The organism is Telluria sp. AZSoR62 (genome assembly GCF_058111565.1).
On the sequence record NZ_JBYTST010000013.1, the window covers coordinates 72,855 to 90,802 of the forward strand.

Here is a 17,948-nt window from a genome sequence, read left to right on the forward strand (position 1 = left end):
CGCGAATGAAAAAGACTCTCCTCTCGCTGGCCATCCTGACCAGCTTCGCCGCACAAGCGGACGAAGGCATGTGGATGCCGCAGCAGCTGCCACAAGTAGCCAAGCAACTGAAAGCCGCCGGCCTCAAGCTGGATCCGGCGAACCTGACCAAGCTGACCGAATTCCCGATGGGCGCCATCGTGAGCCTGGGCGGCTGCTCGGCCTCGTTCGTGTCGCCGCAAGGCCTGGTGGTCACCAACCACCACTGCGTCTACAACAGCATCGCGGTCAATTCGACCCCGGAACGCGACCTGCTGGCGAACGGTTTCCTGGCCAAGAGCCTCAACGAGGAGCTGCCGGCCGCCCCGGGCAGCCGCGTCTACGTGACCGAGGAAGTCGCCAACGTCACCACCCAGATCATCACCCCTGAAGTCGCCAAGCTCAGCGGCAAGGCCCGTATCGACGCCATCGAAAAGAACCAGAAGAAACTGGTGGCCGAATGCGAAAAGGATGCAGGCTACCGCTGCACCGTGGCCAGCTACTACGGCGGCCTGGAGTTCTACCGACTCAAGCAGCTCGAGATCCGCGACGTGCGCCTGGTGCACGCGCCACCGGCCGGCGTGGGCAAGTTCGGCGGCGATACCGACAACTGGATGTGGCCGCGCCACACCGGCGACTACGGCTTCTACCGCGCCTACGTGAGCAAGGACGGCAAGGCCGCCGAGTTCTCGAAGGACAACGTTCCCTACCAGCCGAAGCACGTGCTGAAGATCGCCAAGGACGGCGCGAAGGAAGGCGATTTCATCATGGTGCTGGGCTACCCTGGCCGCACCAACCGCCACCGCCTGCCGTCGGAAGTGGCCTCGACCTTCGACTGGAACTATCCGGCATTCGTCGCGGCATCGGGCGAGACCCTGGCCATCATCGAGCGCGAGACCAAGAACGATCCGGCCGCCAAGCTCAAGTACGCCGGCCAGATCGCCAGCGTCAACAACTACTACAAGAACCGCAAGGGCATGCTGACCTCCTACGAGGGTAGCGACTTCCTGCAGCGCAAGACCGCCGAGCACAACGCCCTGAAAGCCTGGGTCAACGGCAACGCAGCACGCAAGGCCCAGTACGGCGCCGACATCGAGCAGGTCGAGCAGCTGATCGCCGAGCGCGACGCCGGCGCGAAGAAGACCTTCTTCCTGGGCTATGCCCAGCCGAAGTTCCTGTCCTCGGCACGTTCGCTGTACCGCCTGGCCAACGAGCGCACCAAGCCGGACACCGAACGCAAGTCGGGCTACCAGGAACGCGACATGCCGCGCTGGAACTCGGTCATTGCCGGCCAGGACCGCACCTACGACGAAAAGGTCGACAAGGCGCTGGTACTGAACTTCCTGACCAAGTACAACGCCCAGCCTGCCGCCGAACACGACGCCGCGTTCGACGCCGCCCTGGGCCTGCGCGCCGGCATGACCGAAGCCGAACTGAAGGCCGCACTGGACCGCATCTATGCCGGTTCCAAGCTGGCCAACAAGGACGAGCGCAGCGCATGGCTGAAGAAGTCGCCGGCCGAATTCCAGGCCTCGAACGACAGCTTCATCAAGGCCGCCGTCGCGATGTACGACGCGGGCATGAAGGAGGAAGCCAAGGAAGAGGAACTGGCAGGCAAGATCCAGCAAGCCTATGGCAACTACATGAAGGCCAAGATCGCCTACATGAACAGCAAGGGCCAGGCCGTCTATCCAGACGCCAACGGCACCCTGCGCGTGACCTTCGGCAAGATCGCCGGCCGCGCACACGGCGCCGACGGCACCGGCGCCTGGACCGCGTTCACCACCACCAAGGGCATCACCGCCAAGCACACCGGCGAAGGCGAATTCAATGCACCGGCGCCACAGCTGGCGGCGATCAAGGCCAAGGACTTCGGCAAGTATGTCGATCCGAAGCTCAAGACCGTGCCGGTCAACTACCTGGCCACGCTGGACATCACCGGCGGCAACTCGGGTTCGGCTGCGCTGAACGCCAAGGGCGAGCTGATCGGCCTGGCCTTCGACGGCACCCTCGATTCGATCATCTCGGACTGGGACTTCAACAACGCCAACACCCGCTCGATCCAGGTCGACAGCCGCTACATGCTGTGGAACATGAAGCACGTGGACAAGGCCGACAACCTGCTCAAGGAAATGAACGCGCAATAAACGTTCGGGTGGCGCCTGCGGGCGCCATGCAAAAAGCCACGCTGCCGCATAGGCCGCGTGGCTTTTTTTTCGCCTCGATGAATTGTCGGGAGGAAGCGCTAGCCCATCATCGCGTCCAGCTCGGCCGCAACCTGCTGCGCCAGCTGGTGGATGTGGAAGCCGTCCACGAAACCGTGGTGAGCCTGCACCGAGAACGGCAGCTCCAGGCGCCCGCCGCCAATGTCGCGGAACTTGCCCCATGCGAAGGAGGGAATGTCCGGATGCGCGAGCGTCATGCTCGGATGCTGGATCGAGGTGAAGGCCAGCCACGGGATGCAGGTGACGAAGACCTGCTCCTTGGCCTCGCGTGGCGACATGCCGCGGTAGGTGGCGTTCAGTTCCGTCATGGCGCCGGCCTCTTCGCGCGCCGCGATGCCGCGGGCGACGAACTCGCGCAGGTCGTCGGTCCAGGCAAACTGGGCGAAGTTCAGGTCGTTATGGTGGTTCACCACCGTGAACGAGGGCCGCAGGCGCTCGATGCAAAACACCTCGCCGTCGAGCAGGCGCCAGCGGAAGTTCTCGATCTTGAGCACCGAGCGCAGCACGGCGCACAGCAGCACGTGGAAGGGGGCCAGGCCCTGCTGCTTGCACCAGGGCCGGAAGTCCGGCAGCTCGAGCGGGAAGCACAGGTTGACCGCCGCGCTGTCCATGCCGTCGAACAGCGCGAAGCGGTCGCGCCTTCGTTCAAAGTTTTCCAGCATCCTGCCCTGCCCTTACTGCGCCTTGTTCAGGCGGCTGTGGCGCACGCTGTACAGGAAGTAGGTGGCCACGGCCACCGCCATCCAGATGAAGAAGATGCGGAAGGTGGTCGCCGACAGATCCTTCATGATGTACAGGCAGGCCAGCACCGACAGGCCCGGGATCAGGTAGGGACCGAAAGGCACGCGGAAGCCGCCCGGTTCGCCGGCGCCCTGCTTGGCGCGGATCACCGGCACCGCGATCGAGACGACGATGAAGGCGGTCAGCGTGCCCATGCTCACCATATCCCACAGGAAGGTCGCGTCGACCAGGCCGGCCACCAGGGCCACCACGACGCAGACGATCACGGTATTGGCGGTCGGGGCCAGGGTGCGCTTGTTCACCTTCTGGAAGGTCTTCGGGATCAGGCCGTCGCGGCTGATCGCGTACAGGATGCGGGTCTGGCCGTAGATCGTCACCAGGGTCACCGAGAACACCGACACCACGGCGCCCGCCGACAGCACCAGCGCCGGCCAGGCCTGGCCGGTCACGTTCTGCAGGATCACCGACAGGCCGGCTTCCTGGCCTTCGAACATGCGGGCCGGCTGGGCGCCCATCGCGGCCAGTGCCACCATCAGGTAGAACACGGTCACGATCACCAGTGCGGCCAGGATGCCGATCGGGACGTTGCGGCGCGGGTTGTTCACTTCTTCGCCGGCGGTGGCGATGGTGTCCAGGCCGATAAAGGAGAAGAACACGGTGCCGGCGGCGGCGGTCACGCCGGCCATGCCTGCATAGCCGTTGGTATCGTCGGTATTGAAGAAAGGCGTGAAGTTGTCGGCGTTGAAGCCGGTGAAGGCGATCACACAGAAGAAGACCAGGATGGCCAGCTTGACCAGCACCATGATGGCGTTGGTGGTGGCCGATTCCTTGGTGCCGCGTACCAGCATGATGCAGCACATGGCGATCAGGAGCACCGGCGGCAGGTTGAAGTTCCCCGGCGTGAAGTGCACGTTATGGTGGTCCGACACGAACATCGGCGAGCGCAGGTGGGCCGGGATCTCCCAGCCGAAGGCATTGGTCAGGAAGTTGTTCAGGTAGTCGGACCAGCCGATCGCCACCGCGCTGCCCGCCAGGCCGTATTCGAGCAGCAGGCAGGCCGCCACGATGAAGGCGGCGAATTCGCCCACGGTGGCATAGGCGAACGAGTAGGACGAGCCGGCCGCCGGCACGCGCCCGGCCAGCTCGGCGTAGCACAAGGCGGTCAGGCCGGCGGTCAGGGCCGCCAGCAAGAAGGAGAGGATCACGGCCGGACCGGCCTTGGGCACCGCCTCGACCATCGTGAAGAAGATGCCGGTGCCGATGGTGGCGCCGACCCCGATCATGGTCAGCGGGAACAGCCCGAGCGACCGCTGCAGGCCGCCGTCGCTCGTGCCGTCGCTGTCGTCATGATGACGGCCAGCGGGTTTCGTGCGGATCAGCTTTTGGCCCAGGGTCAGATTCACGGGTAGTCCTTTGGTGCGGTTGGCAAGGTAGCGGCGCAAGAGCAAGCGCCAATCAAAGCCTGCGATTATAGGGGTTGTTGTGTTATCACCGAAAAATAGTTTGATCAAAGATGTATTGTTCAAACATGTTTTGATAAAATGGCTGGGTTCGCACGAATCCCGCCCTTCGTCCGGACCCTTTTTTTGGCTTTAAACATGCACTTTCAATGCATCTATAAGGAAAATATCATGATCTCGACCGCTTCCCGGCCCTATATCGACGCCTCCGTTCCCGTCTTGCGCGAGCATGGCCTGGCCATCACCACCGAGTTCTACCGCAGCATGTTCGCGGCGCACCCGGAGCTGACCCGCCTGTTCAACATGGGCAACCAGGCAAGGGGCGTGCAGCAGCAGTCGCTGGCCTCGGCGGTATTCGCGTATGCCGCCAACATCGGCAATGCAGGGGCGCTCGGACCGGTCGTGAGCCGCATCGTGCACAAGCACGCCTCGGTCGGCATCCGCGCCGAGCACTACCCGATCGTCGGCCACCACCTGCTCGGCGCGATCAAGTCGATCCTGGGCGATGCCGCCACCGAACCGCTGCTCAAGGCCTGGGAAGAAGCCTATACCTCGCTGGCGACCCTCTTGATCGATGCGGAAGCGAAGATGTATGCCGACGCCGGCGTGCAGCCGGGACAGACGCGCCCGATGCGCGTGCTGGACGTGGTGCGCGAGAGCGACAATGTCGCCTCGATCCGTTTCGCGCCGGTCGACGGCGCCCTGCCGCCCTTCAAGGCCGGCCAGTACGTCAGCGTGGCGGTGGATTTCAAGGATGGCCGCCGCCAGCTGCGCCAGTACAGTTTGTCGGACGCTCCGGGCAAGGACAGCCTGCGCATCTCGGTCAAGCGCGAGGATGGCGCCAGCCCCCTGCCTGCCGGCGAAGTCTCGACCTGGCTGCACGACAACGTCAACATCGGCGATGTCCTGCACCTGACCCATCCCTTTGGCGACTTCCTGCCCGATACCGAATCGGACGAGCCGGTGGTGCTGCTCTCGGCCGGCGTAGGCATCACGCCGATGATCGCTGCGCTGAACCGCATCGCCATGGTCAACCCGCAGCGCCGCGTGATCTTCGCCCATGCCGCGCGCAATGCGGCGCATCATCCGCACCAGGCTGACGTCGCCGCGGCGCAGGCGCGCATGCCGCATTTGCACGTCGTGAGCTTCCATGAAGAGGGCGATGCAGCAGGGGCCTTGAAGGGCAGGATGGACCTGGCGCGCCTGCCGTCCTGGCCGCGCAGCGAGACCAACGTCTATCTATGCGGACCCCTGCCCTTCATGCACGCGCAGTGGAATGCGCTGCTGGCGGCGGGTGCCCCGGCCTCGCGCTTGCACCGCGAGGTGTTCGGGCCGGACTTGCTGGACCACCTGCTGTGATGTAGACGCTAGCTCAGCGCTGCCCCAGCCGCGTCGTCCCGAACAGATTCTTGTGCTCGCGCGGCTGCGAGCGCCAATACTGCGGCGGCGCGAACACCTGCTCCCCCAGTTCCGCCGCCGCATGCCAGGCCCAGCGCGGGTCGTACAGCATCGCGCGCGCCAACCCGATCACATCGGCCTGGCCCTGCTGCAGGATGTTTTCCGCCTGCTGCGCTTCGGTGATCAAGCCCACGCCGATGGTCGGCAAGCCCGTCTCGCGCTTGATCCGCTCGGCAAACGCCACCTGGTAGCCCGGCCCGAGCGGAATCTCCTGCCGCGGCGATACCCCGCCGCTGGACACGTGGATGAAGTCGCAGCCGCGCGCCTGCAGTTCGCTGGCAAAGCGCAGGCTCTGCTCGATCTCCCAGCCGCCGTCGACCCAGTCCGTGGCCGAGATGCGCATGCCCACCGCCATCTCCCTCGGCACCGCCGCGCGCACGGCCTCGAAGACCTCGAGCGGGAAGCGCATGCGGTTCTCCAGCGCGCCACCGTAGGCATCCGTGCGCCGGTTGGCCAGCGGCGACAGGAACTGGTGCAGCAGGTAGCCGTGGGCGCCGTGCAGCTCGATCGCATCGAGGTCCAGCGCATGGGCGCGGTGCGCGGCGGCCACGAAGCCTTCCTTGATGCGCGCCAGCCCCGCTTCATCCAGCGCCAGCGGTACCGTTTCGCCGTCGGCATGCGGCAGGCTTGAGGGCGCGACCGTCTGCCAGCCGCGCGCTTCGGATGGCGGGATATTCGCGCCGCCTTCCCACGGCACTTCGCTCGAAGCCTTGCGCCCGGCGTGGCCCAGCTGGATGGCGATCTTGATCGGCGAATGGCTGCGCATGGCGCGGATCACCGGCGCCAGGGCTTCGGCGTGGGCGTCGGACCACAGGCCCAGGTCGTCGGGGGAGATGCGGCCCTCGGGCGTGACGGCGGTGGCTTCGATGATCAGGAGGGCCGCGCCGGACAGCGCCAGTCCGCCGAGGTGGATCATGTGCCAGTCGGTGGCCAGACCCTTGCTTGCCGAGTATTGGCACATCGGGGCGATGGCGATGCGGTTCGGGAGTTGCAGGGGTCCCAGGGAAACTGGGGAGAAGAGCATGCTCATGAGGCCTCCGCGGTGTGCAAAGGGTTGAGTCTAGCGGTATGGAAGGATTTTTGCTGCGTGGCCTGCGGGACGAGCCTGGATCCCGGCCTTCGCCGGGATGACGTGCTTGATGCGTTGGGCTTGGAAACCGTCGCCCCGGCGCAGGCCGGGGCCCAAGTTGGCTAGATCAGCCGATCCGCGTCACCATGAGGCCAGCGCGCAAACCAACCCGCACATCCGGATTCGGAAACACCACCAGCTCCTCGTCATGCTCCACGGTGTAAACCGTGTCGCCATCGGTGGCGATGACCTCGCCCTTCTTCATCGGGGTGAAATTCCAGGTCTCGCGTCCCACCGACATCGTGAACGCGTCGGACAGCTTGATCACCTGCCGCGCCGTGGCATACACGTGCGGTGCAGCCTTGGCTGGCTCGCCCGCCTGCCCGCGCAGCAGCCGGTCCAGCGCCTGCGACGCATCGGCAAACTGCGACAAATCGTTCTGCCCCAGCGTCCCGACCCGCCCCAGTTCCACGGTGGTCCCCGCGGCGCCATGGTGTTCGCTCGTGTAATAGCTGTAGGTGCCGACCGACTTCGGGTTCATGATGACGGCGCCGATCGCCGCCTGTCCCAGCCAGTCGATCAAGGCCTTGCGTGGTGCATCGGCAATCAGCTCCGGCACGATCGCGAACATCGGGTAGTGCGAAGGACGGATCGCCGTGTGCAGGTCCAGGTGCCAGCGCGCCGGCCCGGCTCCCGCAAAAAACGCTTGCGTGGCCGCGATGATGGTATCGGCGCGCGCCGCCTCGAAGCTGCCTGCCAGCGCGCCGCGTTCGCTGCGGAACATGCGGTTCAGGTCCGCATCGATGAAACGCTTGCCCGCCTTGATCGCGTCGATGCTGCCGACACAGAGCATCAGGTCCACCGCCAGCGCCTGCGGGGTATGCGACAGGGCTTCGATCAGCCAGGCGACCATTTCGATCGGCCCGGTCTCGTCGCCATGCACACCCACCGACACCAGCACGGCAGGGCGCGCCGCATCGGATGCGGCGCCTTTTACCGTGAGGATGCCGGCGGCCGGCAGGCTCACCGCAAAACCAGCCTCGGTGAAGCGCTGCGCCACCGTGCCGAAGTCGCCTCCGGCAAGCAGGCGCACCGCTTCGGGCAGCGCAGAAGATTCCGCTGCGCTCATCGATCAGGCAGCCAGGCGGTCCGGGCTCGAGCCTTCCGACAGCGCCCAGACGTCCAGCATGGCTTGCTCGAGCTCGACCGGCTGGGCAAAGCCCGTCAGGCCGCGCGCCTTAGTGACGTCGCCCACCGCCGCCAGCGCATCGCCGCCCTGGCCGGCACGCTCGATCACCTGCAGCAGCAGGCGCTGCTGGGTGCGGCGCAATGCCTGCATCGCGTAGTTGCGCAGCTGTTCCTGGGCCTTACCCTGGGCCGGCAGCTTGAGGCCGCGTTCCAGGGTGTCGATGCCGGCCTGCTGGCGCAGCGCCATGCCGACCTGCAGGAACTGGGCCAGGCTCATGCCGCTTGGACGCTGCACCGACACGGCCGCGAACAGGAAGGTCGCCAGCGACTCGATGGTCTCGACGGCTTTCCAGGCTGCGGTGAACGATGCCGGCAGGCCGCTGTGGCCATCGGCTTCCGAACGGGCCGGGGTCAGGCTGCGCAGCTGGTCGGCCTGGCCGAACAGCGAGGACAGTTCGGCCATGCCGTCGGTGCCTTCCGGCAGCGAGAGCACGCCTTCGATCACGGCGCGCAGCAGCGCACGGGTGCGGGCGTCGACCGCCATCGACACGTCGCGCGGCACGGTCAATGCGTCGGCGTCGAGCGCATCGAACACCGGCGCCAGGTGCAGGGCCGCCCAGGCACGCGCCCAGGCCTTGACCACTTCGGTTTCATCGACGCGGTGCTCGGCTGCCAGGTCGCGCAGCATCAGCGGGCCGCAGCGGTTGACCGCTTCGTTGGCCAGCACGGTGGCCAGGATGGTATTGGCCAGCGGGTGGTTCAGCGGATCGCGGGTCGCCACCAGCTGCGCCGGGAAGTAAGGGCGCAGCAGCGAATCGGCCCAGGATTCGCCGGTGAGATCCAGCGCCGACAGGGTGCGCTTGAAGCGGTTCTTGACGTTGGCCACGACGACCGCCAGTTCCGGGGCGGAGAGGCCCAGGCCCAGTGCCTTGCGGCGCTGCAGCTCGGCGTCGCTCGGCAGCTGCTCCAGTTCGCGCGAGACCGAACCGTCGGACTCCAGGTTGGTGATCAGGGCGGCATAGCCGTCCACGGTGGAGCCGGTGGCCTGCGCCTGCGCTTCGCGGGTCAGCAGATGGGTCTGCTGGGTGTTGTCGCGCAGGACCAGGCGCTCGACGTCGCCGGTCATCTCGTTCAGGATGCGGTTACGGTCGCCTTCCGGCAGTTCGCCGGCATTGACTTCGGTATCCAGCCAGATCTTGATGTTCACTTCGTGGTCGGAGCAATCCACGCCGGCCGAGTTGTCGATCGCATCGGTGAAGATGCGGCCGCCGGCCAGTGCGAATTCGATACGGCCGGCCTGGGTCGCGCCCAGGTTGCCGCCTTCGGAGACGACCTTGCAGCGCAGTTCGCTGCCATTGACGCGGATGCGGTCGTTGGCGCGGTCTTTTACTTGCGCATGGGTTTCGTTCGAGGCCTTGATATAGGTGCCGATGCCGCCGTTGTAGAACAGGTCGACCGGGGCCAGCAGGATGCGGTGCATCAGTTCTTCAGGCGCCAGCGCCGTTTCCTGGATGTCCAGCGCAGCGCGCACTTCCGGGCTCAGGTCGATCGAACGGGCCGAGCGCGGATACACGCCGCCGCCCTGCGAGATCAGGCTCTTGTCGTAGTCTTCCCACGACGAACGCGGCAGCGCGAACATGCGCTGGCGCTCGTTGAACGAGGCTTCGACTTCCGGATTCGGATCGAGGAAGATGTGGCGGTGGTCGAAGGCGGCCAGCACCTTCAGCTGGCGCGACAGCAGCACGCCGTTGCCGAACACGTCGCCGGACATGTCGCCCACGCCGACCATGGTGATCGGGGTGGTCTTCATGTCGTGGCCCAGTTCATAGAAGTGGCGCTTGACCGCTTCGAACGCGCCCTTGGCGGTGATGCCCATCTTCTTGTGGTCGTAGCCGTTCGAGCCGCCCGAGGCAAAGGCGTCGCCCAGCCAGAAGCCGCGCTGGACGGCGATGCTGTTGGCGATGTCCGAGAAGGTCGCAGTGCCCTTGTCGGCAGCCACCACCAGGTACGGGTCGTCCTGGTCGTAGCGCACGGTGTTTTCCGGCGGGACGATGGCGCCGCGCACGCGGTTGTCGGTCACTTCCAGCAGGCTGGCGATGAACAGGCGGTAGACCGATTCGCCTTCCGCTGCCACCACTTCACGGGCGGCGCCGGTCGGCATCTGCTTGCACACGAAACCGCCCTTCGAGCCGGCCGGCACGATGACGGCGTTCTTCACCATCTGCGCCTTCACCAGGCCCAGCACTTCGGTGCGGTAGTCTTCCATGCGGTCCGACCAGCGCAGGCCGCCGCGGGCGACCGGGCCGCCGCGCAGGTGCACGCCTTCGAAGCGGCGCGAGAACACGTAGATCTCGCGGTAAGGACGCGGCTCGGGGGCCAGCACCAGGTTGCTGGTGTCGATCTTGAAGATCAGCTTCTCGCCGTCGTTCTGGAAGTAGTTGGTGCGCACCGTGGCCAGGGCCAGGTCGACCAGGGCAGCCATGATTTCTTCGGTGTCGGCGTGGTTCACGCTCGACAGGCCGGCCTTGAGCGCGGCCAGCTTGGCGGTGCCGGCGGCATGCTCGGACTCGCCCAGTTTCGGATCGAAGCGCAGCAGGAAGGCGGTGACGAATTCCTTGACCAGGGCCGGCTGGGTGCGCAGGGTCTCGGCCATGTAGCGCACCGAGAACTTCGAGCCGAGCTGGCGCCAGTAGCTGATGTAGGCACGCACCAGCTGCACTTCGCGCATGGCCAGGCCGCCTTCGATGGTCAGGCCGTTCATGCGGCCGTCTTCGGCTTCGCCGTTGAACAGCGCGGTGAACAGCTCTTCGGCCACCGGAATGACGCCTTGCTTGACCAGCTTGGCGCCGCTCTCGTCGTCCACCGCCAGGGCGGTGACGTGGTGGCGCGAGCCATCGGCGGTGGTGAACGACCAGGTCTGCTCGCGATCGACGGCGATGCCGGCGTTCTGCAGGGCCGGCAGGATGCGCGACAGCGAAGGCACGACTTCGCCCGAGTACAGGCGGATCGAGGCATCGATGCCATTGGCGTCGTCGCCCGGTTCGACACGCGCGGTGACGCGGTTCTGCTGGCCGTTCTTGATCAAGGCCTGCAGGTCGCGGAAGGCGGTTTCCGGCGCGGTGTTGGTGACAAAGGAGACCGGCAGGTTGGCGCCGAGCTTGCGCAGGCTGCTGCGCAGGCCGGCGTCTTCGATGGTGTTGGTCACCGCGGCAAAGCGGTCATGCCAGCCGTCCAGCACCGACAGCAGCGGCTGCTGGATGTCGGTTTCCAGGTCGAGCGGGTTGCGCGCGGCATGGGCGATCAGGTAGACGCGGGCCAGCGGGCCGTCGGCCACCAGGGTCTGCACGCGCACGTCGCTGGCGCCCGAGCTTTGCTTGAGGGCCGCGGCCAGGCCGGACGCCACTTGCGCGCTGTAGCGCTCGCGCGGCAGGTAGACCAGCACGTTCAGGTGGCGCGCATAGACGTCGCGGCGGGCGAAGACTTTCGGGCGCGGCTGCTTGTACAGCGACACCACCGAGCTGCAGACCTGGGCCAGCCATTCCGGTTCGGCTTCGAGCGCCTCGGTGCGCGGCAGCGACTCGAGGATCTCGACAAATTTCTCGGCGCGGAAGCCTTCCTGGCGCACGCCGGCGATCGACAGCACCTTGGCGACGCGGCCGCGCGCGAACGGCAGGCGCGCCAGCGGGGTCGAGGTGGCGGCGCGGGTGAACAGGCCCACGAAGCAGTGCTCGCCCAGGATCTTGCCTTGGGCGTCGGTGTTGCGCACGCCGATGAAGTCCAGCGGCTGGTCGCGGTGCAGGGTGCCTTCGACGTCGGCTTTCACGATCGACAGGGTGTCGGCGCGGCGCGACAGGGTTTCGAAGTCGCCCGGGATGTTGGCCAGGCAGGTGCCGTAGACCGGGTGCGCGGTGTCCTGCAGGACGCCGATGCGGCTCGGGACGTCGCGCTCGAGCTCGCGCACGCCTTCCTTGACCATGTAGTAGGCGTAGCCGAAGGGCTCGAAGCCCTCGTTCTTGGCCCATTCGAGGAAGGCTGCGACTTCCTGGCCTTCGGCGGTGCCTGCCTGGGCGGCGGCGGCGGCGACGGCGGTCATGCGGTCGGCCATCTTGACGGCGTCGCGGTGCACCACGGCGGCGTCGCTGGCCACCATGCGGATGCGCGCGGTCAGCGCGTCGAGTTCGGCGAATTCGAGTTCGTCGTTGAGCAGCACCAGCACGATCGATTCGAGCGGGGCGCCGGCTTCACCGACGGAGACGGCGGCGCCGCTGGCGTCGCGCCGCACGGCCAGCACGGCGTTCATCACCCCGGTGGCGATCTGGCGTTCCTTGCGCAGGGCCATCACGAAGGAGTCGACCAGGTAAGGCATGTCGGCGTTCAGGATCAGCAATGCGGTGGCCATGCCGCCACGCCCGTCGGAATACTGCATCTGCGCGATCTGGCAGCCAGGGCCGGTGCGCTGGGCCAGCTGCGAGAAACCTTCCCACAGCACCGGCGCCAGGCTCTCGGGCGCGGTGCCGGCCAGGTCTTCGTCGTCGAGCGATCCGAGCCACGCGCTGATCAGCGCGCCCACTTGCTGCGGAGCGCCGGCGCCGGCGTGGTTTGCATTCACCAGCGCGAGCGTCTGGTTCCGCAGGTCTTGTGGCATGTCTTTCATTTGCTTCTCCAAAGTTTGTGTGCCCGGCGCGCTTGTCAGCTTGTGGCTTTGCGCTGCCCTGGCTCTATATTGGACGGGGGTGTCCCATCCGAATTCCGTATGCGCCGCAGCATTCCCGGTGCGGCAATCCGTTATTAGAACATGCCATGCGCACCGGGTCACGCCCGTTCCGCTTGGCCGCGTGGGGGTTCAGGACAGGTCGTAAAGACCCGGCAGGCCAAGGATGCGTTCCAGTTCCTCGAGGGCGGCCAGGCATTCGATCGCCAGCTGCGGGTCGGCCAGGTCTTTCGGCTCGACGTGGTCACGGTAATGGCGCTCGACCCAGGTCACCAGTTGTGCATACAGCGTCTCGGTCATGATCACCCCCTGGTGCATGGCGCGCGCCTCGTCGTCGGTGAGCGCCACGCGCAGCCGCAGGCAGGCCGGCCCGCCGCCGTTGCGCATGCTCTGGCGCAGGTCGAATTCGAGCAGCTCGTCGATCGGGCCGCCGCCGGCGACCATGCCGTCCAGGTAGCGCGCCACCGCCTCATTCTCGCGGCATTCGTGCGGCACCAGCAGCGCCATGGCGCCATCGGGCTTGGTGAGCAGCTGGCTGTTGAACAGGTAGCTGGCCACCGCATCGGCCACCGGCACCTGCGCGCTGGCCACCCGCACCGGCACCAGGCCGGTATCGACGCTCTCCAGCGTGCGGCGCAGCGCGTCGAGCGTACCGGTTTCGTCGAGGAAGGCCTGCTCGTGATAGAACAGCACGTTGCCGTTGCCGACCGCGATCACGTCGTTGTGGAACACGCCCTGGTCGATCACCTCCGGGTTCTGCGAGGCGAACACGGTGCGCGCCGGGTCCAGCCCGTGCAGGCGCGCCACCGCCTGCGAGGCTTCCAGGGTCTGACGCGCCGGGTATTTCTTCGGGCTTGGGGCGGACGGGTCGAACTCGACGCGGCCGTAGACAAAAAACTCGACGCCGGCAGCGCCGTGCGCACTGGCAAAGCGCGTGTGGTTAGCCGCGCCTTCGTCGCCGAAGGCCGGCACCGGCGGCAGCGCGTCGTGCACCATGAAGTGGTCGGTGTTGCCGAAGATGGCGCGCAGCGTGCGCGTGGCCTGCACGTACTCTTCCGAACGGTGCAGCTTGTTGTTCAGGTTCGCGGCGGTGAAGTGCACGCGCCCGTCGCGGGTGTCGCTCGACGGGCTGACGGTGGCGGCATTCGCGGTCCACATCGGCGCGGCCGAATAAGCACAGGCCAGGATCACCGGCGCCTCGCGCATGGCCTGGGCCAGCACGTCGGCGTCGCTGCCCGAGAAGCCGATGCGGCGCAGCAGCCGGAAATTCGGGCGCGCCTGCGGCGGCATCACGGCCTGGGCGAAGCCGCGCGCCGCCAGCGCGCGCATCTTGGCCAGGCCCTGCAGCGCGGCCTGGCGCGGGTTCGAGGCACTGCGCACATTGCTGAACGAAGCGACGTTGCCGAACGAGAGGCCGGCGTAGTTGTGGGATGGCCCGACCAGGCCATCGAAGTTGAATTCGCGGGCAGTACGCATAATTAGAAGCTCAGTCCCGGCGACAGCTTGGCCGGCAGTTCAAGTTCGGCCGTCTCGATCGAGGCGACCGGGTAGGCGCAGTAATCGGCCGCGTAATAGGCGCTCGGGCGGTGGTTGCCCGACTTGCCGACGCCCCCGAAAGGCGCCGAGCTGGCCGCTCCCGTGGTCGGGCGGTTCCAGTTGACGATGCCGGCGCGGGCGCGCACGGCGAAGCGCTGCCACAGTTCTTCCGACGGCGACAGCAGGGCCGCGGCCAGGCCGAATTCGGTGGCGTTCGCCGCACGCATGGCCGCGTCGAAGTCCTTCACGCGGATCACCTGCAGCAGCGGGCCGAACCACTCTTCGTCCGGGATGCCCTGGGCGTCGGTGGTGTCGACAATGCCGGCGGTGACGAAGCCGGCGTTCGGATCGAGCTGCTTCATCTGCAGCAGCACCTTGCCGCCCTTGGCAGCCATGTCGGCTTGCGCCTGCACCAGGCGCGCCGCGACGGCGCTCGAGACCACCGGGCCCATGAAGGGCTGCGGCTCGGCGTTCGAGGCGCCGACCTGCAGGGTCGAGGCGACCTGCACCAGGCGCTCGAGGAAGGCCTGGCCCGCCGGGCCTTCCTGGATGACCAGGCGGCGCGCGCAGGTGCAGCGCTGGCCGGCCGAGATAAAGGCCGACATCACGGCGTGGTGCACGGCCGCGTCGATGTCCTTGGCGTCGTTCTTGATGTCCCACACGACCAGCGGGTTGTTGCCGCCCATTTCCAGCGCCAGCATCTTGCCCGGCTGGCCGCCGAACTGCTTGTGCAGGGCGGCACCGGTCTGGCTGCTGCCGGTGAACAGGACGCCGTCGATGTCCTCGGCCTGGCCCAGCGCTACGCCCGTGTCGCGCCCGCCGTTGACCAGGTTCAGCACGCCCTTGGGCAGGCCAGCCTGCTCCCACAGCTGCACGGTCTTCACCGCGGTGCGCGGCGCGTATTCGCTCGGCTTGAACACCACGGTGTTGCCGGCGATCAGGGCCGGCACGATGTGGCCGTTGGGCAGATGGCCCGGGAAGTTGTAGGGGCCGAACACGGCGAACACGCCGTGCGGGCGGTGGCGCAGCACGGCATTGCCGTCGGCGACCTTGGCCTGCGTCTCGCCGGTACGTGCGCCATAGGACTGCACCGAGATGTCGATCTTGTTGGCCATGGTGGCCACTTCCGTGCGCGCTTCCCACAGCGGCTTGCCGACTTCCTCGGCGATGATGCCGGCCAGTTCCTCGGCATGCTCCTTGAGCAGGTCGCGGAAACGGGTGGCGATGGCGATACGCGCCTCCAGCGGGCTCAGGGCCCAGGCTTCGAACTGCGCGCGTGCTGCGGCCACTGCCTGCTGCACGTCTTGCGCGGTCGACTGCCGGCTGGTCCAGGTCTGGCGGCCGGTCGACGGATCGATGGTGGCGAGCTCCTCGCCGCTGCCGGCGAGCCACTCGCCGTTGATGTAGTTCGACAGATTAGCCATGGGCATTCTTCCTTGCGTTGAGGGTCAGCGTGCGCACTTCGTCGCCGGCCTGCACATGCAGCTGCGAGAGTTCCTGGGCGCTCAAGGCGACGCGGTTGGCGCCGGGAACGGCGCGGGTGAGGATCATGCGGAAATCGGCCAGCTTGGTGTTCGAGACCAGCACGTGCTCGGTCTCGCCCTCGGCAACGCCCTCCTCGGCGGTTGCCAGCACGCTGTCGCGCACCGCGCGCAGCTCGGACACGCGGCCCTGCAGCACCGGGCCGGCGTCGAAGATGTCGACATAGCCTTCGTAATGCATGCCTTCGTTTTCCAGGAGCTTGCGCGCCGGGAGGGTCGAGGTGTGCACCTGGCCGATGACTTCGCGCGCCGATTCCGGCAGGTAGTCGACGTACAGCGGCTGGCGCGGCATCAGTTCGGCGATGAAGGACTTCTTGCCGATCGCGGTCAGGCCATCCACATGGTTGAAGTCCATCTTGAAGAAATGCCGGCCCAGGCCTTCGTAGAAAGGCGAGACGCCCTGGTCGTCCTGGTAGCCGCGCATCTCGGCGATGAGCTTTTCGGTGAACATGTGCTGGAACTGGGCGATGAACAGGAAACGGCTTTTCGAGAGCCACTTGCCGTTGAAGCCGGCGCGGTATTGCGGCAGCAGGAACAGCGAGCACAATTCGGTCGAGCCGGTCAGGTCGTTCGACAGGTACAGGGTTTCCATGCGCGTGAACACGTTCAGTTCGCGGCTGCAGTGCACCAGGGTGCCGATGCGGTAGTTGTAGAAGGGCTCGGTCAGGCCGACCGCGCCCTTGATGGCGCACACGCCCGCGATGCCGGCAGGCTCGCCGGACTGCGCGGTGTGCTCGAGCACGAACATGTAGTCGCGCTCGTCCGGCGGGATGGTCTCGTTGAACGAGGCCACCGCGGTGGCGATGCGGTCGCCCAGCATCTTGGTGTCGGGCTTGAGGGTGGTCATGCCGCTGCCGGCCTGGCGCGCCATCTCCATCAGGGCGTCCAGGTCGGTCGTTTTGATTGCACGGATTACAAGCATGGAGTCCTCTTTCAGATGCGCACGCAGGTGACGCTGTCGCCTGGCGAGACGCCCAGCGCCTGCTGGGCTTCGCGCGGCAGGCAGATGGCCTGGGCGGTGTCGACCGGCGGGCAGGCGGTGATCACGGCGCGGAAGGCCTGTTCGGTGCTGGCCACGGCGTACGTGACCAGCGAATCGGCCGGCGCGTCGATCCGTGCGTTCTCGACCTGGCGATGGTAGGAGCCGGAGAACGAACGCAGCGAATTGCGGTGCGCCTGCAAAATCGGGCCGCCGTCAAAAATGTCGATGTATTCGTCGGCTTCGAAGCCTTCTTGCGTGAGCAGGTCGAAGGCGAGTTGGCCGCTCGGGTGGATCTGGCCGAGGGCCGCCTGGGCGTCGCCCGGCAGCAGCGGCACATAGACCGGGTAGTGCGGCATCAGCTCGACGATCAGGGTGCGGTTGCGGGCGCCGTCGATGACACGCTCGGCTTCCAGGAAATCCATCTTGAAGAACTTGCGGCCCAGCGCATTCCAGAAGGCCGACTGGCCCTCAGGATCGGTGACGCCGGCCAGCGGCACGAAGAAGCGGTCGCCGAAGCGGTGCGGCGCCAGCACGGCGTACAGCAGGCGCGCGCGCGACAGCAGCGCGGCCTCGGGCCCGGCGCTGTCGCGGTGGCGGATGTAGAAGCCCGACAGGTGCGAATAGGCCGTCAGCTCCGAGCACAGGGTCAGCGCGTGCACGCTGTGGCTGATGTTCAGGTCGCGCGAGACCTGCTGGATCACGTCGTTGCGGAACGCAAAATAGGTGCCGTTCGAGCCGGCCGACGCATGGATCGACGAGGTGCCGACCACTTCATGCGTGCGCAGGTCTTCCAGCACGAACTGGTAGGACTCCTCGCTCGGGATATCCACGTGCGCGGCGAACGAGGCGATAGAGCGCTCGACCGAGGCGACGATGGCTTCGCGCGTGCGCGGCAGCGTGTGCACGCCGGGAATCGAGACCGCCCCCAGTGCTTCGAGGGCGCCGATATCACCGCGCTCTACCGGACGAACTACATACATGCGAACTCCTGAAAGAGATCAATCGATCTGTCAAACGGC

At 66.7% G+C, this 17,948-nt stretch carries 11 protein-coding genes; 2 read left to right on the forward strand and 9 right to left on the reverse strand.

Annotation, left to right across the window (positions count from 1 at the left end; translation table 11 throughout):
• Window positions 1-5 precede the first annotated feature (5 nt).
• Window positions 6-2,165 carry a S46 family peptidase gene (locus tag AC3XQU_RS19050; protein ID WP_489875730.1) on the forward strand — a complete coding sequence of 720 codons (2,160 nt, stop codon included), beginning with the start codon at window positions 6-8 and terminating at the stop codon, window positions 2,163-2,165.
• A gap of 98 nt (window positions 2,166-2,263) precedes the next feature.
• Here the strand turns inward: AC3XQU_RS19050 and AC3XQU_RS19055 are convergent, their stop codons facing one another.
• The gene (locus tag AC3XQU_RS19055) at window positions 2,264-2,905 is read right to left on the reverse strand and encodes a CatA-like O-acetyltransferase (RefSeq protein WP_489875731.1); all 642 of its coding nucleotides are present in this window, start codon (window positions 2,903-2,905) and stop codon (window positions 2,264-2,266) included.
• Window positions 2,906-2,917: 12 nt separating this feature from the next.
• On the reverse strand, window positions 2,918-4,387 hold the full coding sequence (locus AC3XQU_RS19060; RefSeq protein ID WP_489875732.1) for an APC family permease: 1,470 nt from the start codon (window positions 4,385-4,387) through the stop codon (window positions 2,918-2,920).
• A gap of 228 nt (window positions 4,388-4,615) precedes the next feature.
• On the opposite strand from AC3XQU_RS19060, the gene AC3XQU_RS19065 reads away from it, so the two are divergent.
• On the forward strand, window positions 4,616-5,803 hold the full coding sequence (locus AC3XQU_RS19065; RefSeq protein ID WP_489875733.1) for a globin domain-containing protein: 1,188 nt from the start codon (window positions 4,616-4,618) through the stop codon (window positions 5,801-5,803).
• Window positions 5,804-5,816: 13 nt separating this feature from the next.
• Here the strand turns inward: AC3XQU_RS19065 and AC3XQU_RS19070 are convergent, their stop codons facing one another.
• The 7 genes from AC3XQU_RS19070 to AC3XQU_RS19100 all read right to left on the reverse strand — a co-directional run bounded on the left by AC3XQU_RS19070 (window position 5,817) and on the right by AC3XQU_RS19100 (window position 17,909).
• A complete protein-coding gene (locus tag AC3XQU_RS19070; RefSeq protein WP_489875734.1) occupies window positions 5,817-6,932 on the reverse strand; it encodes an NADH:flavin oxidoreductase/NADH oxidase in 1,116 nt (371 codons plus the stop codon).
• A 166-nt stretch (window positions 6,933-7,098) separates the two neighbouring features.
• On the reverse strand, window positions 7,099-8,100 hold the full coding sequence (locus AC3XQU_RS19075) for a succinylglutamate desuccinylase (protein ID WP_489875735.1): 1,002 nt from the start codon (window positions 8,098-8,100) through the stop codon (window positions 7,099-7,101).
• 3 nt (window positions 8,101-8,103) lie between these two features.
• Window positions 8,104-12,813 (reverse strand): NAD-glutamate dehydrogenase domain-containing protein, encoded by a 4,710-nt coding sequence (locus tag AC3XQU_RS19080; RefSeq protein ID WP_489875736.1) that lies wholly within the window; start codon window positions 12,811-12,813, stop codon window positions 8,104-8,106.
• A gap of 189 nt (window positions 12,814-13,002) precedes the next feature.
• Entirely contained in the window at window positions 13,003-14,346 is a 1,344-nt protein-coding gene (gene astB, locus AC3XQU_RS19085; RefSeq protein ID WP_489875737.1) for an N-succinylarginine dihydrolase, read from the reverse strand.
• A gap of 2 nt (window positions 14,347-14,348) precedes the next feature.
• Entirely contained in the window at window positions 14,349-15,830 is a 1,482-nt protein-coding gene (gene astD, locus AC3XQU_RS19090) for a succinylglutamate-semialdehyde dehydrogenase (RefSeq protein ID WP_489875738.1), read from the reverse strand.
• Window positions 15,823-16,869 carry an arginine N-succinyltransferase gene (gene astA / locus AC3XQU_RS19095; protein WP_489875739.1) on the reverse strand — a complete coding sequence of 349 codons (1,047 nt, stop codon included), beginning with the start codon at window positions 16,867-16,869 and terminating at the stop codon, window positions 15,823-15,825. Before astA ends, astD begins: the two co-directional genes overlap by 8 nt.
• Before the next feature lie 11 nt (window positions 16,870-16,880).
• Complete coding sequence (locus AC3XQU_RS19100) at window positions 16,881-17,909, reverse strand: arginine N-succinyltransferase (RefSeq protein ID WP_489875740.1); 1,029 nt, start codon at window positions 17,907-17,909, stop codon at window positions 16,881-16,883.
• Between the last annotated feature and the right edge of the window lie 39 nt (window positions 17,910-17,948).